This is a genomic window from Halobacillus sp. B23F22_5 (assembly GCF_043497085.1).
In the GTDB taxonomy this organism is placed as follows: domain Bacteria; phylum Bacillota; class Bacilli; order Bacillales; family Halobacillaceae; genus Thalassobacillus.
The window spans coordinates 71,689-90,500 of sequence record NZ_JBIEKI010000015.1 but is presented as its reverse complement, the minus strand read 5'-3'; the positions used below and the strand labels follow the sequence as shown (position 1 = coordinate 90,500).

23 protein-coding genes are annotated in these 18,812 nt (G+C 43.6%); 6 read left to right on the top strand and 17 right to left on the bottom strand.

Annotated features, from left to right (window positions below; all coding sequences use genetic code 11):
• Positions 1 to 333: 333 nt before the first annotated feature.
• The 5 genes from ACGTN9_RS16640 to ACGTN9_RS16620 form a co-directional block, all read right to left on the bottom strand.
• Positions 334 to 672: a hypothetical protein gene (locus tag ACGTN9_RS16640; RefSeq protein ID WP_499594788.1), complete on the bottom strand. Its 339-nt coding sequence runs from the start codon at positions 670 to 672 to the stop codon at positions 334 to 336.
• A gap of 131 nt (positions 673 to 803) precedes the next feature.
• Positions 804 to 1,088, bottom strand: coding sequence for a ferredoxin family protein (locus tag ACGTN9_RS16635; protein WP_499594785.1), 285 nt, complete (start codon positions 1,086 to 1,088; stop codon positions 804 to 806).
• Positions 1,088 to 2,383: an FAD-dependent oxidoreductase gene (locus ACGTN9_RS16630; RefSeq protein ID WP_499594782.1), complete on the bottom strand. Its 1,296-nt coding sequence runs from the start codon at positions 2,381 to 2,383 to the stop codon at positions 1,088 to 1,090. The genes ACGTN9_RS16635 and ACGTN9_RS16630 overlap by 1 nt, the downstream gene beginning before the upstream one ends.
• On the bottom strand, positions 2,376 to 3,401 hold the full coding sequence (locus ACGTN9_RS16625; protein WP_499594779.1) for an electron transfer flavoprotein subunit alpha/FixB family protein: 1,026 nt from the start codon (positions 3,399 to 3,401) through the stop codon (positions 2,376 to 2,378). The genes ACGTN9_RS16630 and ACGTN9_RS16625 overlap by 8 nt, the downstream gene beginning before the upstream one ends.
• A 60-nt stretch (positions 3,402 to 3,461) precedes the next feature.
• Positions 3,462 to 4,277: an electron transfer flavoprotein subunit beta/FixA family protein gene (locus tag ACGTN9_RS16620; RefSeq protein ID WP_499594776.1), complete on the bottom strand. Its 816-nt coding sequence runs from the start codon at positions 4,275 to 4,277 to the stop codon at positions 3,462 to 3,464.
• Positions 4,278 to 4,347: 70 nt separating this feature from the next.
• Here ACGTN9_RS16620 and ACGTN9_RS16615 point away from each other — a divergent pair, with 70 nt between their 5' ends.
• On the top strand, positions 4,348 to 4,635 hold the full coding sequence (locus ACGTN9_RS16615; protein WP_499594773.1) for a hypothetical protein: 288 nt from the start codon (positions 4,348 to 4,350) through the stop codon (positions 4,633 to 4,635).
• A 42-nt stretch (positions 4,636 to 4,677) separates the two neighbouring features.
• Here the strand turns inward: ACGTN9_RS16615 and ACGTN9_RS16610 are convergent, their stop codons facing one another.
• Positions 4,678 to 5,082, bottom strand: coding sequence for a hypothetical protein (locus ACGTN9_RS16610; protein ID WP_499594770.1), 405 nt, complete (start codon positions 5,080 to 5,082; stop codon positions 4,678 to 4,680).
• A 134-nt stretch (positions 5,083 to 5,216) separates the two neighbouring features.
• Here ACGTN9_RS16610 and ACGTN9_RS16605 point away from each other — a divergent pair, with 134 nt between their 5' ends.
• Together ACGTN9_RS16605 and ric are read left to right on the top strand one after the other, a co-directional pair.
• Positions 5,217 to 6,113 carry a DMT family transporter gene (locus ACGTN9_RS16605; RefSeq protein WP_499594767.1) on the top strand — a complete coding sequence of 299 codons (897 nt, stop codon included), beginning with the start codon at positions 5,217 to 5,219 and terminating at the stop codon, positions 6,111 to 6,113.
• A 67-nt stretch (positions 6,114 to 6,180) separates the two neighbouring features.
• Positions 6,181 to 6,873 (top strand): iron-sulfur cluster repair di-iron protein, encoded by a 693-nt coding sequence (gene ric / locus ACGTN9_RS16600; RefSeq protein WP_499594764.1) that lies wholly within the window; start codon positions 6,181 to 6,183, stop codon positions 6,871 to 6,873.
• Positions 6,874 to 6,917: 44 nt separating this feature from the next.
• Here ric and ACGTN9_RS16595 read toward each other — a convergent pair whose 3' ends face one another.
• Entirely contained in the window at positions 6,918 to 7,769 is an 852-nt protein-coding gene (locus ACGTN9_RS16595; protein ID WP_499594761.1) for a patatin-like phospholipase family protein, read from the bottom strand.
• A gap of 126 nt (positions 7,770 to 7,895) precedes the next feature.
• Positions 7,896 to 8,036, bottom strand: coding sequence for an FbpB family small basic protein (locus ACGTN9_RS16590; RefSeq protein WP_499594758.1), 141 nt, complete (start codon positions 8,034 to 8,036; stop codon positions 7,896 to 7,898).
• A gap of 120 nt (positions 8,037 to 8,156) precedes the next feature.
• On the opposite strand from ACGTN9_RS16590, the gene ACGTN9_RS16585 reads away from it, so the two are divergent.
• Positions 8,157 to 9,308 carry an aminotransferase A gene (locus tag ACGTN9_RS16585; protein WP_499594755.1) on the top strand — a complete coding sequence of 384 codons (1,152 nt, stop codon included), beginning with the start codon at positions 8,157 to 8,159 and terminating at the stop codon, positions 9,306 to 9,308.
• 153 nt (positions 9,309 to 9,461) lie between these two features.
• On the opposite strand, the gene ACGTN9_RS16580 is transcribed toward ACGTN9_RS16585, so the two are convergent.
• The 3 genes from ACGTN9_RS16580 to ACGTN9_RS16570 all read right to left on the bottom strand — a co-directional run bounded on the left by ACGTN9_RS16580 (position 9,462) and on the right by ACGTN9_RS16570 (position 10,944).
• A complete protein-coding gene (locus ACGTN9_RS16580; protein ID WP_499594753.1) occupies positions 9,462 to 10,319 on the bottom strand; it encodes an NAD(P)-dependent oxidoreductase in 858 nt (285 codons plus the stop codon).
• Positions 10,320 to 10,499: 180 nt separating this feature from the next.
• Positions 10,500 to 10,679, bottom strand: a complete 180-nt coding sequence (locus ACGTN9_RS16575; protein WP_499594750.1) for a Spo0E family sporulation regulatory protein-aspartic acid phosphatase — start codon at positions 10,677 to 10,679, stop codon at positions 10,500 to 10,502.
• A gap of 82 nt (positions 10,680 to 10,761) precedes the next feature.
• Positions 10,762 to 10,944 (bottom strand): Spo0E family sporulation regulatory protein-aspartic acid phosphatase, encoded by a 183-nt coding sequence (locus tag ACGTN9_RS16570; RefSeq protein ID WP_499594794.1) that lies wholly within the window; start codon positions 10,942 to 10,944, stop codon positions 10,762 to 10,764.
• A gap of 353 nt (positions 10,945 to 11,297) precedes the next feature.
• Between ACGTN9_RS16570 and lepB the strand changes: the two genes are divergently transcribed.
• Positions 11,298 to 11,819, top strand: coding sequence for a signal peptidase I (gene lepB, locus ACGTN9_RS16565; protein WP_499594748.1), 522 nt, complete (start codon positions 11,298 to 11,300; stop codon positions 11,817 to 11,819).
• A gap of 294 nt (positions 11,820 to 12,113) precedes the next feature.
• Here the strand turns inward: lepB and ACGTN9_RS16560 are convergent, their stop codons facing one another.
• The 3 genes from ACGTN9_RS16560 to ACGTN9_RS16550 form a co-directional block, all read right to left on the bottom strand.
• Positions 12,114 to 12,251, bottom strand: a complete 138-nt coding sequence (locus ACGTN9_RS16560; protein ID WP_499594745.1) for a YvrJ family protein — start codon at positions 12,249 to 12,251, stop codon at positions 12,114 to 12,116.
• 62 nt (positions 12,252 to 12,313) lie between these two features.
• Positions 12,314 to 12,526 carry a DUF2922 domain-containing protein gene (locus tag ACGTN9_RS16555; protein ID WP_499594742.1) on the bottom strand — a complete coding sequence of 71 codons (213 nt, stop codon included), beginning with the start codon at positions 12,524 to 12,526 and terminating at the stop codon, positions 12,314 to 12,316.
• Between the two features lie 34 nt (positions 12,527 to 12,560).
• Positions 12,561 to 12,785 (bottom strand): DUF1659 domain-containing protein, encoded by a 225-nt coding sequence (locus ACGTN9_RS16550; RefSeq protein ID WP_499594739.1) that lies wholly within the window; start codon positions 12,783 to 12,785, stop codon positions 12,561 to 12,563.
• Positions 12,786 to 13,994: 1,209 nt separating this feature from the next.
• Between ACGTN9_RS16550 and ACGTN9_RS16545 the strand changes: the two genes are divergently transcribed.
• A complete protein-coding gene (locus ACGTN9_RS16545; protein ID WP_499594737.1) occupies positions 13,995 to 14,501 on the top strand; it encodes a DoxX family protein in 507 nt (168 codons plus the stop codon).
• Between the two features lie 88 nt (positions 14,502 to 14,589).
• Here the strand turns inward: ACGTN9_RS16545 and ACGTN9_RS16540 are convergent, their stop codons facing one another.
• The 3 genes from ACGTN9_RS16540 to ACGTN9_RS16530 form a co-directional block, all read right to left on the bottom strand.
• Positions 14,590 to 15,105, bottom strand: a complete 516-nt coding sequence (locus ACGTN9_RS16540) for a hypothetical protein (protein ID WP_499594735.1) — start codon at positions 15,103 to 15,105, stop codon at positions 14,590 to 14,592.
• 173 nt (positions 15,106 to 15,278) lie between these two features.
• Positions 15,279 to 17,576 carry a thiamine pyrophosphate-dependent enzyme gene (locus ACGTN9_RS16535; RefSeq protein WP_499594733.1) on the bottom strand — a complete coding sequence of 766 codons (2,298 nt, stop codon included), beginning with the start codon at positions 17,574 to 17,576 and terminating at the stop codon, positions 15,279 to 15,281.
• The gene (locus tag ACGTN9_RS16530; protein ID WP_499594730.1) at positions 17,573 to 18,586 is read right to left on the bottom strand and encodes a 2-oxoacid:acceptor oxidoreductase family protein; all 1,014 of its coding nucleotides are present in this window, start codon (positions 18,584 to 18,586) and stop codon (positions 17,573 to 17,575) included. The genes ACGTN9_RS16535 and ACGTN9_RS16530 overlap by 4 nt, the downstream gene beginning before the upstream one ends.
• Positions 18,587 to 18,812: the final 226 nt, after the last annotated feature.

Here is an 18,812-nt window from a genome sequence, read left to right as displayed (position 1 = left end):
TCAAGGGGAAGTCCTCCTTTTGATGTTTGTATTTGGTTGTACAAATGCATCTTAACGGAGGGCTTTTTTTAATTCAAGGACCCCTCTACTGAATCCCACAGGAATCTCCCGTGGGAGAAGGATCTAGGCAAGACCCCGGAAGACGAAGTCTGAGGAGGCTTGCCAGCTCCCCCACAGGAAAGCGAACCGTTTCTCAGCCTCCCTTCTCATGATTCAGTGACGAACCCATATTATCTCGATATCGAGTGTTCCATAATACTGGCCCTTTGTTGAACAAGCATCTTATGTAAAATTAACAACAGCGTTTAACTGGGTCATAATAAAAAACACGTCTTAGAGGACAGACGTGTTTATGTGACGCGTTTTCTCTTCAAACCAGCGATCTTCTGACAGCTTGACTTCCCAATCCTTGATCATATCCAGTCCTTCATGAAATGTAGCACATTTTTTTTCGAACAAGGCTTTTGCATTAATATCGTAGATACCTTCCGGATTAGAAGTCAGCAACGATACCTTCCAAACCCAGTGCCCCCCTTCTAAATCTACGACTTTCATAACTACGAGCCAGTGATCATCCATTGTTCGATTCCTTGTCAGCTCCCGCAATACCTGTAAGTCTTTTTTTCCGATAATGATTGGTTGACGTGGATAGTACTCCACAAAATTTATCATCCTGCTCCCGCCTTTCAGGTTATTTATAATTTCTTGTTATTTTTTCTTAATTTTCTGATAACAAAACCGTTAAATAAAGTGTTATCCCACCTAATGTTCCTTCTTTAAAGCACGTGGGATAACACAGGAATTCATGCCAACTGGAAGATGACTCCATGGCCACCTTTCGGGTATTTCCATTCGATATTATTTTGTGGGCATCCAATTCGGCAACTGCCGCATTCATGGCATCCTTCATAGCCGACCTGGATTCGGTTTCCTTCGAATTTGTAAACTTCTCCCGGACAAAAATACGTGCAAGGCTTATCAGGGCAGTGCTCCAGGCAGACAGACTGATCGGTTATTTTCAAGTGGGATTCCTTATCTGCTTTGAATCTGACGAGATACTGTTTTTCTTCAATCGTAGCTTTCGTCATTATTTCATCACCTTCCATGCCCGGTACATGTCCTGCACGGTGCGGATTTTACCGCGTTCCATGAACATGTTGAAGATTCCCTTCTGCTTTTCGCGCTTACTGGTTCCATCTACTGTAAAAAATGCACGGGCGGCCTGGTTCATCAACGGGATATATTCCTTCAGATACTGCGGATGGGTTTCCAATGTTTCCGTTGCATCCTTATACTTTTTCAAATCCTGGCCAATGAAACTTTCGTAGACTTTTTCACGATAGATATCCAGCACTTCTTCTGTAAATCGGCCCGCTTGTTTAGCCAGCAGAATTGTTTCTGCTGCATAGGATCCGGATTTCATGGCCATATTGGATCCTTCCCGGTGGATTCCATTGACCAGCTGAGCTGCATCTCCGGCAACAATAACACCATCACCGACCAGTTTAGGGATAGCGTGGTAACCTCCTTCAGGTATCAGGTGAGCAAGATACTCTGCTTCCTCAGCCCCATGGATCAGCGGTTTTACCATCGGATGGTTTTTAACATATTCCAGCAATTCATATGGTTTCATCTTTTCCTTTACTATACTGGATAAAGTCGCTCCTACGCCGATATTCAGGCTGTCTTTATTGGTATATAGAAAGGCCGTCCCTAATTGTCCTTTGGTAGAATCTCCGAACATTTCAATCGTACAGCCCTGGCCATCTTCAAGGTTGAACCTTTCATTGATCATTTCTGCAGGCAGTTTCAGTACTTCCATCACCGTAAGTGCTACCTGAGCAGGCTCGATGTCCTGGTGGAATCCAAGTTGTTTTGCGAGCAAGGAATTGACTCCATCAGCTAAGACGACGACATCAGCCAATACCTCCCCATCAGGACGGTCCGTGCGTACACCGATCACTTTTCCATCTTCGACGAGACATTCTTCCACGACCGTTTCATTGATTAACGTGACTCCTTGTTCTTGTGCTTTCCTGGCAAACCATTGATCGAACTTCGCTCGTAAGATTGTAAAATTATTATAGCTGGCTTCGTTTGCCCATGCTCGCCCTTTATAACCAAGTGTAATCGCCGATTCTTCATCCAGCAGCCACATTCTCTGTTCGACTATCGGACGTTCGATCGGTGCCTCTTTCCAAAACTCTGGAATTATCTCTTCTAATTGTTGCTTATACAGCACGCCGCCCATGACATTTTTAGCTCCTGGATATTCACCACGTTCAATCTGAAGTACCTTCAGCCCGTTTTTAGCACATTGATAAGCGCAGCTGGTCCCTGCAGGTCCTGCTCCGACCACAATAACGTCGAATTTTTCAGGCATGGGAAATCACCTCATTTTCTCTCAGCATTTCACCTAAGGCTTTGATCATCACAGGTACAATTGCCCTGGCATCACCAACAATCCCGTAGGTTGCAATATCAAAAATGGGGGCATCTGGATCTTTATTGATGGCAATGATCAACTCCGAGTTTTTCATGCCAACCGTATGCTGAATGGCACCAGACACGCCGATGGCAAAATAAATTTTCGGTGTCACTGTTTCTCCAGTCTGACCGACCTGATGGTCATGAGAGAGCCATCCGGCTTCAACTGCATCCCGTGTACCTCCAACAGAGGCACCTATCGTATCTGCTAATTGATGGATCAGCTGGAATCCTTGTTCATCCCCCATGCCTTTTCCTCCACATACGATGACATCTGCGCCTTCAAGGTCTACGGATTTGCCTGGGCCTTTTATGATTTCCAAAACTTTGGTGCGGATTTCTTCTTCTTTCATTTGCAATTTCTCTTCAAACACGGTGCCTTTTCGAGTATGATCCGGATGTAATGCCTTCATAACTTTCGGACGAACTGTCGCCATTTGCGGGCGATGCTTTTTACAAAGGATGGTTGCCATGATATTTCCCCCGAAAGCCGGTCTGCTTGCCTCCAGCAAACGTTTTTCGATATCGACATCCAACATGGTGCAATCGGCAGTCAGCCCTGTCTTTAAATCTGTCGCAATAGCAGAAGCGATGTCTTTTCCATTTGGAGTAGCTCCATATAAAATGATTTCCGGTAAATACATCCGTGCTAATTTTCCCATACCAGTTAAAAATGGCTCGGTTCGATAATCTTTTAAAACAGGGTCATCTATCAGATAGACTTCATCAGCTCCATAATGAATCAACTCTTCGGATAAATGGGTGATGTTATCCCCTAATAATACGCCTGCCAGCGGCACGTCAAGCTTATCCGCCAACTTCCTGCCAGCTCCCAGTAATTCAAGTGAGACGCCAGCGATCGAGCCATCGATCACTTCAGCGAATACCCATATTCCCCGATATTCTTCGCTCATCCCTGCACCTCCTTCTTCCCATGTTAAAAACCTGGTATCGCTAATAATCCATTAATAAAGTTAACCTTTATTGACGTGGAACAAATACTGCTTCTCTTTCAAAACTTCCAAAAGCTGTTCCACTTGTTCCTCAGGCGTCCCTTCTAAGCGGTGGCCGCCTTCTTGTTTCGAAGGCGCAAACATTTTCCCGACAACTGTCGGTGAGCCTTTCAAACCGAGCTGTTTGCGGTCGACGTCCTCTAAATGATCGACACTCCAAACTACCGGCTGATAATCGACTGCTTTCAACATATTCGGGAATGGCGCATATTCGATTTCGTTGATTTCTTTTTCAATGGTAATTAAACACGGCAGCGTGCTGCGGATATGAGCATAACCGTCTTGAAGTTTACGTTGGAGTTCTACATAGTCTTTGGTGACTTTAGTGATGGCAGAAATATTCGTGATTGGTGGTATATCCAGGCGTTTTGCTATCCCGGGACCTACCTGACCTGTATCCCCGTCTATAGCATGTTTCCCGCAAAAAACCATATCTATCGGGGAAGCTTTGCTGATTTTTTCCAGCGCTTTGGTCAGAGCGTAGCTTGTAGCTAGTGTATCAGCCCCTGCAAATGCCCTGTCAGATATCAAATATCCTTCGTCTGCTCCAATTTCAATGCTTTTTTTAATAACTGCAGTTGCTTGCGGAGGCCCCATAGACAATACAGAAACCTTTCCTCCATACTGATGTTTCAGATTTACAGCTTCCTGAACCGCATGAGCATCGTACGGGTTCATGATCGATGGCACTCCTCTTCGATCCAATGTATTGGTTTTGGGATTGATTTTAATTACTTTTGTGTCAGGCACCTGTTTTACACAAACAACAATATGCATGTAATATCCCCCCCTTCCTTAAAAATAGATTCCCCGCCACTGGTCTTTCTTAAAGTAAGCGTTTGCAAATTTGGGTGAACAGGCGAATGTTCCCAAGAGCAAGACTTACATTGGGGATGAAGTCCAATCACTTACGTTCAGTAAAAACAATGGCAGAAAACCCACTTTTCTCCTTGATATTAGCAAAGAAACATTCGCACGCTCTATGACATACGTCACAGTTCAGCAGAGGAAAACAATACGATTTGCATTACCTTCAAATTGTAAGAAAGCGCAGGAAAAAGAACAAAAGCGCTGGAGCTGGATGACACCCACTACCGAAAGTTATCTACAAAAAGAAAACTTTATAATTGCCTAACCAATAAAAAAACCTGCTGCCCTCTGGCAACAGGTTAAAGGTTTACCACCGCTTCACAGCTGGTCTGGAATTTTTACTGAAATAACGGAAAACTTGTCTTACCAACGCATACAACGTGTAACAGACCCCGAAACTGATTACAGCAAGCAATTGATAAGCCAGTGCCTCTTCAGCTATGCTTCCGTTCATTTTCACCACCTGGTACAGCTGGATGCTGATTAATAGGTTGGTCACTGCAAGACTGATGACAAGAAAGGTCAAAAGCCGTTTCCAATTCGCGTTAATCAACCATAACATGACTGGCTCAAACAACCACACACCAGCAGCCAATAATAAAAATGCCAGTGCAAAATGTACATAGGAAGGATCAATGCCAAGGATGGCAAAGGTACCGATATCAAACTCCAGCCATTTGCTGATGACGTTCCAATCTACCCACTCTTTCATTCCACCACGCCCTCTCCGCTTTTATCCACAGTCTGGCCCAAGCAAGGCAAAGTTAAACCTGAACGAACTGCGTGTAGCAATAGCGTCCCCCCTTTTAATTCTGATATAATTCGATTCATCAGGGGGAGTTGCCATTGAAAAAAGCTATTTTATTAGTTCTGACAGGAGCTGCACTTTGGGGAACCATCGGATTATATGTAAAAATGCTGGAACAGGCAGGCTTCACCCCGATGGAAATCGTGACCATCCGGGTATTGTTTGCAACCGTATTTCTGCTCGGCTATATGATGTTGCGGCATAGGAAGAACCTCAAACTGAAAAGCTGGAAAGATATCCGATATTTTATAGGTACAGGTATCGGCAGCATCGTGTTTTTTAATTATTGTCTGTTTGCCAGCATGTCAGAGACGAATATTCCAATTGCGACAGCCATGCTTTACACCGGGCCTGCTTTTGTCATGATTCTATCGATTATTTTATTCCATGAACCATTCAATGGAAAAAAGGGGCTTGCGCTCGGGCTTACACTCGTAGGTGCTGCGTTGGCCGTCGGGGCTTTCCCAACACCAGACGCCAGCCTGTCTACCATCGGGATTTTGTTAGGGATCGGCTCTGGTTTTGGTTATGCGCTTTACAGCATTTTCAGCAAGTTCGCTTTTCTTAAATATGACAGCCTGACCATCACCTTTTATACGTTCCTTACTGCAACAGCAGCCTTGCTTCCATTTTTTCCTTACCAGCAAAAGCTTGGCCAGCTGTTGACACCGGGACCCCTGCTGCTTGGTATCGGGCTTGGCCTATTGCCGACAGCTGTCGCCTATATCGCTTATACGCTGGGTTTATATGAAATGGAAGCATCGAAGGCATCGATATTGAGTACGATTGAACCAGTAGTTGCAATTATTATTGGAATAAGTATTTTCGAAGAGTCGTTCAATTTATGGCAGATGGCAGGCATGATAGCGATCCTTGCAGCAGTTGTTGTCATAGCGAAAAGCCATAAACGTGTAAAAATCACAGGCAGGGTGTGATTTATATCATTATCTCCATAGTGAAAACCTTGTATCATAAAGGTAACCAAACAAGGAGGTTGATGAAATGACCACTTTTACTAGAGAACATACACCTGCAGATATTGTGAATATATACCCGAAAGCGAGCGACTTATTTAAAAAGAACCGAATTGATTTTTGTTGCGGCGGCGACAGGCCACTAGGAGAAGTATTTGATGAGAAGAAAATCGATGAAGGCATGATTTTACATCAATTGAATGAAGAATACACAGATTGGAAGACAAAAGGAAATGAAAGTCCTTCCTGGGATTCCGTTTCCAACACAGAACTTGTTGACCATATCGTTTATACCCATCACGCTTTCTTAAATGACGAATTGCCTGCATTGGGACAATTCGTAACAAAAATTTACCGTGTCCATGGCGCTAATCACCCACATTTAAAAGAGCTTCACCGTCTATATAATGAATTGAAAGTGGAGTTGGAATCTCATCTGATTAAAGAAGAAATGGAAGTCTTCCCTCTCGTAAAACAATATGATCTAGAGCCTAGTGAAGAATTACGTCAACGAATCCATGAGGCTAACGGCGGGCTTGAGGAAGAACATGATCAGGCAGGCGATCTGCTTAAGGAAATACACAATTTGACGAACGGTTTCGAACTTCCTGAAGGTGCCTGCAATTCCTATCAAATTACTTACAAACGATTGGCAGAACTCGAAGCGGACACGTTCCAGCACATTCATTTGGAAAATAACATTCTGTTCAAGAGAATTTAAATCCTCAAGTAAAAATCCACCCGTATTTACGCCGGGTGGATTTTTTAGGCTTTCAAAAAGTCTTCTAATGCTTTTTCCTGTCTCTTCATTTCCTCATAACCTTGCATGTAGACATTATGCAATTTCTGTTTATTGCGCTCGATCCTGCCGATAGCAAGCTGCTCTTCTGGCCGTATGATGAAGACCTTCCCCTCTTTTTCAAGCTCGTGGAGGCGTTTTGTCAAGTGATTATATTTATCATGGCGGGTCAACAGGCTTTCCACAAACTTTGGATACTGCTTGAATTTCCGCTGTAAATACCACCCTAGCCTCATACGTTTTTTAATATATCCCTGGTTTCTTGTCAATATGACGACATGTTTCTCGTTGCCATGCCGGATCGATTGTTCGATGGGAACCGGATCGGCGATTCCGCCATCCATGAGGTTTTTCCCATCATAAGAAATCATGGGAGATATCAAGGGAAGCGAGCAGGAAGCGCGCATGATTGTCAGTAAACTGCTGCGGTCCGGAAAATCATCATAATGGTGTGCCTCGCCGGTCATCATATCCGTTGTAGCGACAGAAAAGTGGGTATCCCGAGCCTCGAAGGCATCATAATCGAATGGCACCAGTTCGTTCGGTAATTTATCAAAAATGAAGTCCATGCCGAATAATTCCTTTTGCCGAAAGGCTCGTTTATAAGAAATATATTCAGGATGGTCGCCATACCCAACAAGCACCTGATAATTTCTGCCACGCTGCCTGGCTACATAAGAACTGCCGTTAGACGCGCCCGCAGAAGCCCCTGTAACGTAGGGAAAATGGAGATCCATATCAAGAAAATAATCCAGTACTCCGGCAGTATAAGTTCCCCTCATGCCGCCTCCTTCTAATACAAGGCCTGTTTGTTCCATATCAACACCTTCTTCTTAATCTAATATGCAAATTATAACAATTTTCGAGATGTTGATAAATGTATCGACTCAAAATGAAAGACAGCCGCCTCTAATCTCAGGCAGCTGTCAGGTTTTATGTTATCATCAATTTACATTCAAGTTATTGTTCTTGGACTGTTTCTCTTCCAAGTTCTTCTCGATTTCCTGCATGGCACGCGGATCGTTTTGCAGTTCTTCCTTGTATTTGTTGACAAGTTCGTCAAAGGAAGGTAAATTTGGTCGCATGTCGTATGCTCCTTTCATGAAGTTTACGTTTTTATTATATCAAAGTTATCTACTTACTTATCTAAATTGTTTGAACATTTTGTTAACATTTTGATTTTTCTAATAATTGGAGGCCTCCTTATGGAACATTTAGTCAATAACAACGTCAAAAATATCGAAATATCCGGAATCCGTAAATTCTTCAACATGGTCAGTGACTACGAGGACGTTATCTCCCTATCGATCGGCCAGCCTGACTTTACTACCCCAGAGCATGTAAAACAGGCTGCCAAACAAGCAATCGATTCAAATTATACTACCTATACCCACAATGCTGGTATTTTAAAACTTCGGGAAGCCATCAGCACATCTGCAGCTAAAAAATACAACCTGCAATACGACCCTAATAATGAAGTGATCGTCACCGTGGGTGCCAGTCAGGGAATTGATATCACTTTACGGACACTGATTTCTCCAGGAGATGAAGTACTGCTTCCCGGGCCTGTCTACCCTGGCTATGAACCGTTGATCCGGTTAGCGGGCGGCACACCTGTGCATGTCGATACGACTAATAATGGCTTTAAAATGACGGCTGATTTGCTGGAGCAAGCGATGACCGACCGGACAAAATGCATCATCCTCCCTTACCCTTCCAACCCTACTGGTGTAACGTTGACAGAAGCAGAGCTGAAAGAAATAGCAGCATTGGTTGCTGGAAAGGACATGATTGTGCTTGCTGATGAGATTTATAGCGAGCTGGTTTATGAGCAGGAGCATGTATCGATTGCTTCTTTTCCGGAAATACGGGATCAGGTCATTGTCGTCAACGGCGTATCCAAATCCCACGCCATGACCGGCTGGCGGATCGGCTACCTGTTGGGACCGGCTTTATTGATGAAGCACATCTTGAAAGTCCATCAATATAATGTGTCCTGTGCTACTTCAATCAGCCAATTTGCGGCGTTGGAAGCGATCGGAAATGGGGCTGATGACCCGGTAGTCATGCGCGAGGAATATCAGAAGCGCCGTGATTATGTAATGGAACGGATGGATGACATGGGGCTTGATTACGTTCAGCCTGGCGGGGCATTTTATATTTTTCCGAAACTTGCTAAAGCGGGACTGAGCTCTTTTGACCTTGGTATAGAATTAGTACGTGAAGCTGGCTTGGCATTGGTGCCTGGGGATGCTTTTTCTGAATACGGGGAAGGATATATGCGCTTGTCCTATGCCTATGACATGGCAACGCTGGAAAAAGGAATGGACCGGCTAGCGGCTTTTATGGGAAAGTGAGCTTGTTTGAAATGTAGTTTAAAGAGACAAAGCTAATGTACGGGAGTTAGATTTTTTACTAGACAAATGAGTGAGATACTAGAAATAAAAAGTGTTTACTAGAAAAAAGTCAAAAAAGCCGCTGGCAGAGCTTACTCCCCAGCGGCTTTTTACTTATTGGTAATAGTTATAGATGGCCTGTGTTCCGTTGTCTTCATAACCGAGTTCAATCAGCCGCTCATAAATGGATTCCGACAGCTTGAGACCCGGAAGTTCCATTCCCATCCGGTCTGCTTCTTCAATAGCTATCCGCAAATCTTTCACAAAGTGCTTGATATAAAATCCAGGTGCAAAATCTCCGGCAATCATACGGGGCGCCAGATTGCTCAGTGACCAGCTTCCTGCTGCTCCTGTCGTTATGCTTGTTAATACATTTTCAGGCGACAACCCGGATTTCTCTGCGTAAGCGATAGCTTCCGCTACACCAAGCATATTGGAAGCAATCGCAATCTGGTTGCACATTTTCGTATGCTGCCCGGCGCCTGCTTCTCCCTGGTAAACAATATTCGTTCCCATGGCTTCAAATACGGGTTTCACTGCTTCAAAGGCAGCCTTTTCACCGCCGACCATGATGGACAGCTTGCCTTCTCTTGCACCTATATCCCCACCGGATACAGGAGCATCTAACGCTTTTACCTGCTTTTCGTCAGCTTCAACAGCAATTTTCTCTGCCAGGGTAGGTGTCGAGGTTGTCATATCAATCAGGTACATGCCTGGACGGGCGTAGGCTAACAAACCATTTTCCCCAAAATAAACTTCTTCGACATCAGACGGATAACCAACGATGGTAATAACGGTGTCACTTCTCTCTGTAAGCGTCTCCAAATCTTCGCACCATTCTGCGCCGGCTTCTATCAAAGCTTCCGCCTTCGCTTTCGTCCGTGTATGTATACATACCTCAAAATTCTTGGCCAGCAACTTACCAATCATACCTTTCCCCATGACTCCGGTACCGACAAAACCAATCTTCATCTACACCACTCCTTCCCTTTCCCCTATCATATCAAATCTTAGGAAGGGAATAACATTAAAAAAATTGGCGGCGCCAAATACTTACAGCAAGAGCATTTATACTTTAATCCATTATCAAAGTGTAAACTTTCTTAAAGAATATAGAAGCTCTCCCCTAAGCGTGGAATGGGGACAGCTTCTTTATGATTTATTATATTTATGTTTATATTTGTCGTAGGTGTTCAAAAGCTCGTCCAGCTCTTGGCTGATCCGGATCGATTCAGGGCTTGTAAAGCCTTCTAATAGGGCAACCCTGGTCATTCTTTTGCGCAAGCGCTCGATTTTGACAAGAAGTTGATCGGCTTCATTGAAAGTGGACACCAGGTTACCTCCAATCCCTGCTTTGGTTTAAAAATAGTGTACCATAGCAGAAGGGGATTGACACGCCGTATCCGCTTCACCTTTAGCTGATTTTTTTCTTACGCCTCATATATTCCATGATCAGTGTATCTAAGGCTTGACTTTCCTGGATCGTATATAGACTATCTCTCCCGTATTGATCGGCCAACGTCAGCATTTTCTTCTGGGAAAGATTGATTTTCCCTTCTAGATCCTTCAAATTTACATCCTTATCTGTTAGTTCCACCAAAATGATACCTCCAGAAACAATTTTTTCACCGAGATAAATTATGCCCGAAAAAAATTTCTTTGTAAACGATATCGCAAAACTAGACAAATGTCGTCAAAAATAGTTGTTCTACTTTGGTGGAATTGCTCGTAAAATTAATCTTATGCTCGTAATACTTTCTTTGTGCTGGAAATTCACAGGATGTTTCAAATATAAAAGTTATGATACTCATGAATGCTTACAAATGTGTTAAAATAAGGAATGATGAAGCCAAAAACTCTTGAGCTTCATAGCACAATCTCATTCACCTCTTCTTGAATAGCAAGAAGAGAAATCATCAATCGGCTATCATTAAGAAGGGAAGATCAAGATTGTCAGAAGAAGCTAAGAATGAATGGTGGGAATGGCTCAAGGCCATCATCATCGCTATTGTACTTGCATTCCTATTACGTACTTTTTTCTTCGCCACCTCCATCGTCGAGGGTGCGAGCATGAACCCCACGCTGGAGAGCGGGGAACGTGTCATGTTCAATAAAATCATTTATTATCTGGAAGAGCCGGCTTATGGAGAAATCGTCATTATCCACCGTCCGGTGAAAAGTTATGTCAAACGCATCATTGCCCTCCCTAACGATGTTGTCGAAGTGAAAGATCACAAACTTTATATCAACGGGGAGAAGCAGAACCAGGATTATCTTGATCAAACCTCTATTGAAGGAACGATCAATTACGGTCCTGTAAAAGTTCCGGATGGGCATTATTTCGTAATGGGAGATAACCGCTCCATCAGTAAAGACAGCCGTAACGGACTGGGGTTTATTGAAGAAAGTGAAATTATCGGCAGGTCTGAACTCGTGATTTATCCGTTCAAAGAATGGGAAATGACCCGTTAATTAGCAAGAAAAGTACCAGTTAAAAACCATCCTGTTATTTCGACAGGATGGTTTTCTTCTAGTGATAACTTTTTACAGTGGGCCGCATCCAGCTCCAGCGCCTACCCCCTCGAGGTCTTAAGTCAGTCCTCTCTGTGATTAGAAAAACTTGGATTATCGCCAATGGCGAAAGCCTTAGTTTTACTTATACTTTAAACCTTTATTAAACTTAATTGGAATGAAAGTACAAAAAACGTCACGGCGAGGCTTGACTTAAGCTTGTCGGGGGTGAGCAAGGCGCTTGCGCTTTTGTTCTTAAGGATTCATTTTTTCTGGCAAATGGTGCAATGTTTCGATCATGATATCAAGTTTTCCTTCTACGCGGTGCAGCAAGTAGAATGTGACCGCGATTGGGAAACCGACATCGGTCAATAAAGCCACCCAATTGTCCATCTCTAGTCTCCCCCTCCTTTTCGAATTGAAAGAGGCTGCCCTGCCGGACAACCTCTTCAAATTTACAGCTGGATATCTACGACATTTCGTTCGACGATACGCGCTTCTTTCTTGGCTACTAAATCCCCGCCACTGGAATAAAAGCAATTAGCAGTAAGGATAGCATCCATGGCAGCATTGATTAGTGCTGGATCAGCAGGTTCTACCGGCTCGTCTAGAGTGATGGTCACTGTCTTATCTTCCTCATTCTGAAATTTCAATTCTAATTTCTTCATGATCTCCCTCCTTTCTTCACAAAATTTTTACTCGTTAAATGTTCATGATTTTGTTGTCGTCTTTACGCTCAATTGCATAAAGCACGCGTTGCTGCAATGGTTCTAATGCTTTCGCTACCGTGTACAGCTCGTCTGCAGTCGCTCCAGTCTTTACATTGTTGAAGTTCTTGTTCTTGAAAATGAAGTTTCCTCGTTCATCCTGACCATTTTCAAGTACCATTTGCAGCTGGGAACTTACTTTTTCGCTTGTTACTGCCATGTCCCTCACCTCCTTTCAACTTTATAATCGAAAGGGGTGATAAAGTGGTGTTATGTTTTTAACATTTATTTTTAATGACTATCTTAGTGTTGCTTTTACAGATAAGCTCCCTTTACTTGAATACTTAGTTTCGAGATAGTTGGGTAGAGAAATGGGGACTTGGAAATAACTCGCTTTCCGCGGAGAAGACGGCAAGCCTCCTCGAGCTAAAAGCTCTGCGGGGTCTTGCCAGTCTATCCTTTCCGCAGGAGTCTCGCCATTTCCAAGTCCCCATTACCATAAATAGAGTAACGAAACCACCCTCTTAAATACAATGAGACCATTCCCAAAAAGCGCTACTATGAGTGTTTGAGCGTTATTTATAACACCCAGAGCGAATTGTAGTAAAGTGATTTCAAAGAAACTTTTATAGCAAAGGGGCGTAGTGGAAACGGTGAGACTCCTGTGGGATATGCGGGATCGCTGAGGCCCCGCAAGGCGAAGCCTGAGGAGACTCAGCACACGCCCACGGAAAGCGAATCGTTTCCCGGAGCCCCTAAACTCCAACAATATCTCGGAATCAAGTCTTCGACTTTCCGGCCCTATTTTTGAAGAAGTCTCTTAGGAAAAATCAATATAATGTTAAAAGAGCCTTTGTGGAAATAAAAAAGTAGTTCAGCTTTGAAAGTACAAGTGAAGATTTGTACTTCAAAGCTGAACTACTTCGTGTTTGTTGGCTTCTTTACTTATTAACCGTGATCAAAGATACAGTATCCGATGTTCAATAATAGGATAAGTGCAGAAATAATAAAAAATGTAACTTCCCACATGCTGCTTCACCTCCAGATTTTCTACAATAGCTCGATGACCCATTCTTTTTGTAGTGTACGCTATAACAATAAGTATTAGTAATTCACCTTAAGCTGGTACTATATCAGTAGCGAAAGGTATGTCAATTAAGATTTTACCTGCGTTTGCTGTCTAAATCAAGCAAATTCCTATGCCTGGTCTAAAACTGCAGGTGCTAAAAAATCCTGTTTTTCACATCTTTGCCATAACTTTATTGCTAAAATGTGAAATCTATCACAAAGTTACCGCAAATCTTAAAAAAGGTGATATGATGTAACTGTAAAAGATAACACCAACACAAAAGCCGGCTAAGGTGTTCTTCTTTTACCACATCATGTGAAATGTTGAACAAAATAAAATCCTATTTAAGGAGTGGGAATCATGATTAATAACTTTTTAAGAGAAAACAATGTGGCGGCTGTAATTTTGACAGTTATCCGGGTCTACCTAGGCTATGCGTGGCTGACTGCAGGCTGGGGTAAGTTGACAGGCGGAGGCTTCGATTCTGCCGGCTTTATCCAGGGAGCTATCGGCAAAGCATCTGGTGAACACCCTGCTGTACAGGGCTGGTGGGCAAGTTTCCTTGAAGGTGTAGCTCTTCCTAACGCAGAAATTTTTACATTCCTTGTCATGTGGGGTGAAGTATTAGTAGGGATCGCACTTATTCTAGGTATTTTCACTAACTTCGCAGCAATCATGGGATTAGCAATGAACTTCGCCTTCCTGTTCAGTGGAACTGTCAGCACCAATGCTCAGATGGTATTGTTGACCGTGTTCATTGCAGCAGCTGGATTCAACGCAGCTAAGTTTGGTTTGGATCGCTGGGTCATCCCTTATATCCACCAATATACAACTAAAAAAGAAACAAAAACCGCTCCAGCGGCATAACCGATGCAGACAATAACTTCTAAGAGCCATCACAAACCCCCATAAAAGGCGATTCCCCGAACAGGAGAATCGCCTTTTATCGTCCCAGTTAATGAGGAGGAAAGACTTCGATAAAATAGAGACATGAACCAGTATAGAGTAATATGCCTACCTGGTCTTCTTCTGTCACATAATGATAAGTTCCTTTTAGTTGTTCGGCAGGTTCATAAAAATCAATCACTACATCCATTGGTACATATAATGTGATTGGATTTGTCGCATTGCCGGCATCCAGCGGTGGAAAGGCATCCCCGTATCTGGCTTTTGCTTTAAGACTGCCAGTTCCCGTATGGATGATTTGCAGGGAAGCTTCTTCTTTTGGAGGCTTCATAAGCGGATAGGACCTCAACTCTAGATTACCTTCTTGTTCAAAAATACAATAGAAACAATCCGCAGAGACCGTTATGTTGCTGCCACCGATTTCGATGGATTCCTTAATATGCATCCATTCAGCTGGTTGAAGGTCATATTTCCTTTCATCCACCGTGATTGTTGTCTTTCTTTCGGAGGCGTTGAAAACTATAGCTCTGTTTGTGCCAGCTATACGAAAGGTTTCTATCCTCATTCCTCCCCCTCCTTCTTCTTTCGTGTGTATGTTTTATTCATTATATTTTTCGCCAGTACTTCTCATGTTAGAAAACATGGATTGTCCCAAGAAGTTAGATCGAATGCCTTAGTATTCTTATACTTTAAACTTAATTAAAATACAAAAAGCCCCGGTAATACCGGGACTTGGAATTAGAGATATTTACAATCATGTTTTGCTTTTAACCGGTTCCAGCGCTTTTCCACTTCTTCCTCAAATTCATGGTAGATTGCTTCGTTTTCCGGCTTGAGTAAATGCTTCGTTTTGCCAAGATATTTGAGCCATTCACTGACCGGCTCGCGTTTATTCTTTGCTTCCGGATTATAAGTGATAGCCGTTTTCCCTTTTTCCACTTCATATAACGGGAAGAAACAGGAATCCACGGCCGCCTTGATGATGGTCTGACCATAACGCTCTTCACTTTTCCAGTTTAACGGACAAGTGATCAGGAGTTTGCCATAGACCAGGCCTTCGTGCTTTGCATACCACTGAGCTTTAGCCGCCTTTTTGATCAAGTCCTGCGGGTAAGCTTCGGTGCCGGTAAATACATAAGGAATGTTCGTTGCTGCCATAATCTGCGGGGTATCCTTATGATGAAAGGTCTTCCCTTTTTGTTCTTTACCGATATTGGATGTGGATGTCATATGGCCGATTGGCGTTGAATAAGACATTTGCGATCCTGTATTCATATACCCTTCGTTGTCATACTCCAGGATGATCATGCCATGGTTCCTTAACGAAGTACCGATGGCAGAACCCATGCCGATATCCATTCCTCCATCACCGGTAACCATGACAAAGGTAAAATCATCTTCTATTTCTACTTCCCCGCGACGTTTCATTTCATAAAAAGCTTCCACTGTCCCTGATAATGTAGCTGCACCGTTCTGGAACAGGTTATGGATGAACGTCTGTTTATGGGAGGAGTGTGGGTAGGCAGCACTGACTACATAACCGCATCCTGTCTGGAATAAGACCACGACATCCCCTTCGATACCTTTAAAAAATAGTTCAAGTCCTGGAAAGATACCACAGCCAGGGCAGGCGCCATGGCCTGAAGCAATCCGCTTCGGTTTATTCATCAGCTGCCGGAGCGGCGGCACTTTCACCTTTAATTTATCGGTTGTTTCATCATGGGTGACTTTAATCAGCCCCGAATCATAAGATCCGGAATGCTGTGGCTCTATGATAGGGAGCAGCCGTTTTTTTGGATCGCCGGCATGGATGCCATAATAATCGAATGGTTTCACCGCGACGGATGTTTCCGCAGCTTCTAACGCTTCATCAAAAAATACTTCAGCATCCTTTTCATAAAAGTCTTTTCCTCCAACACCAAAGACCCGACTCAAAACAACTGGCTGCTGACCTGCCATTTCCTGCAAGGCCGCTTTGATTTCAAGTGTCATATTCGCCCCATTGGCTCCATAACTATCGGCACGCTCACCGACAAGCACTGCTTTGACATGTTTCAGCGCCTGTTTGACAGCTTCTTTCGGATAAGGACGAATCATATTCGGACTGATTACACCGACTTTCTTTCCTTGCTTGCGATAACGATCGACCACGTCTTTCGCCGTCTCGGCAGCAGAGTTGATTAAAAAGACCGCAGCCTCTGCGTCTTCCATTTCGTACGTTTCAATGGCAGGATACGCTCTTCCGGAAAGCTTTTCATAGGCTTCCTGGATTTCTTCAAATACATGCTCTGCCCGATACATGGCTTCCGACTGCTGGTAATTATTATGGATCAGATCATCACCATTCATATGGGCTCCGATAGTAACCGGATTTTCTTTATCCACTGCGTTTGGAAAATCAGTTGGACGTTCGCCGATGAAGTCTGATACGACTTCCCTGTTTTGGAATGAAAGGACCTTCCGTTTCTGATGGGAGGTGAAAAATCCATCATAAGCAACGATTACTGGAAGGCGCACATCATGATGTTCTGCTACTTTTAACGCCATGATATTCAAGTCATAGACTGCTTGCGGTGTACTTGCTGTTAAAATTACCCAGCCGGTATTGAGAGCAAAATACAAATCAGAATGATCCCCGCGGATATCAAGGGGACCGCTCACTGCACGGGTGACGAGGTTTAATACCATCGGGAACCGAGTGCCCGACTGTACAGGCAGTTCCTCCAGCATGAATAAAAAGCCGTTGGCACTGGTAGCATTGAAGACACGGGCGCCACTTACCGCCGCTCCGTAACAAATACCTGCAGAACCATGCTCGCCATCGGCAGGAATCAGTTTGATTTCATGTTCGCCTCTTGCTTTCATCTGATCAAGATATTGGGCAATTTCTGTGGACGGGGTAATCGGGAAATATCCCATAATGTGGTAGTTAATCTGTGCAGCAGCCTTTGCAGCCATTTCATTGCCTGATTCAAAGCTTACCTGCTGACCTGCAGGGGCTTGTGATTTTTCTTTTTCTGTTATGACATGATTCATTTCACCACTCCTTCCACGTAGGGGAACGTCTGCTTCACGCGGTGCTCATCACTGTAACCGATCGTCTCTCTAATTTCCGTCAAAGCACTTGTCGGGCAGACTTCGACACACTTCAGGCACCCTTTGCAATACTGGTAATCAATTCCCTGCAAAAACATCTGTTTCCGGCCCCGTTTGTCCTCTCCTTCTTCCCATACAAAGCAGAAATCAGGACACACCGTGTCACAGTGTGTGCAGTTGATGCATTTCTCCTGCTCGAAGGCCGGTAAAAATCCTTGTCTCGATCCACTCAAGTCTTTTTCAATACTATTCGCCTGGGAGGTAATCACACCACCGATTTCCTGGGTTTCATATCCCAACCGTGATGGCTGACGTTCGAATGGTTTCTGTTCTGCTCCTTCAGGTACTTCATAGCTTTTAAAGCTGACTTCTTCGTAGCCACGATTGAATGTCCGGATATTAGCATCGACTAAGTGCGGATACTTTTTACCAAACGTCTCACGGATGACATCACGCATCTTATCCGCATCTAAAAATCCGAGTACGCGGTAAAGTGCACCAAGCATGGCGGTATTGATCCGCGTATTTTCTTCGACAGCGATACTCATGGCGTCAACGACCGCTAACGTACCGTGATCGAGTTCCAGCTCTTCCCTGACAGCTTCTATATCGCGTTCACTATTTACCAGAACCACGCCATCTGCTTGCAGCCCGCTGACAACATCGACAGTTTTATATAACGCTTCATGGAATACACCGATCACATGCGGCTCTTCAATTGGTGAATGGGCTCTGATTTCAACCTCAGGTTCACAAAAACGAATGAATGCTTTGACTGGCGTCCCTTTCTTTTCGGAACCATAAGACGAAAAGTTTGAACCGTTTAAACCATGGCCTAATACACCGGCTTCTGCAAGCATTTTTCCAGCCAGATTGGCACCTAGTCCGCCGATCGATTCTAAGCGGATTTCAAAAAATCCAAGTTCATTAGTAGTGGGCAAAATTGACATAGGATCCCCCTTTGCTTTTTAAGTGACGTGGATTGATTCTCCATCCATTATAAAAACCTATGAGCGTTCTGTATGTGACAAAGGTCATAACTGTAGCAATTTTTCATTTAAAACTTATACTACACCTCAAATCAGCTATGTATATTCGGCATTATAACAGGGTATCATTTATCTTTTTGACATATAACAGCAGTTACTTTTCTCCTGATGGAGTTTGCCATAAGAG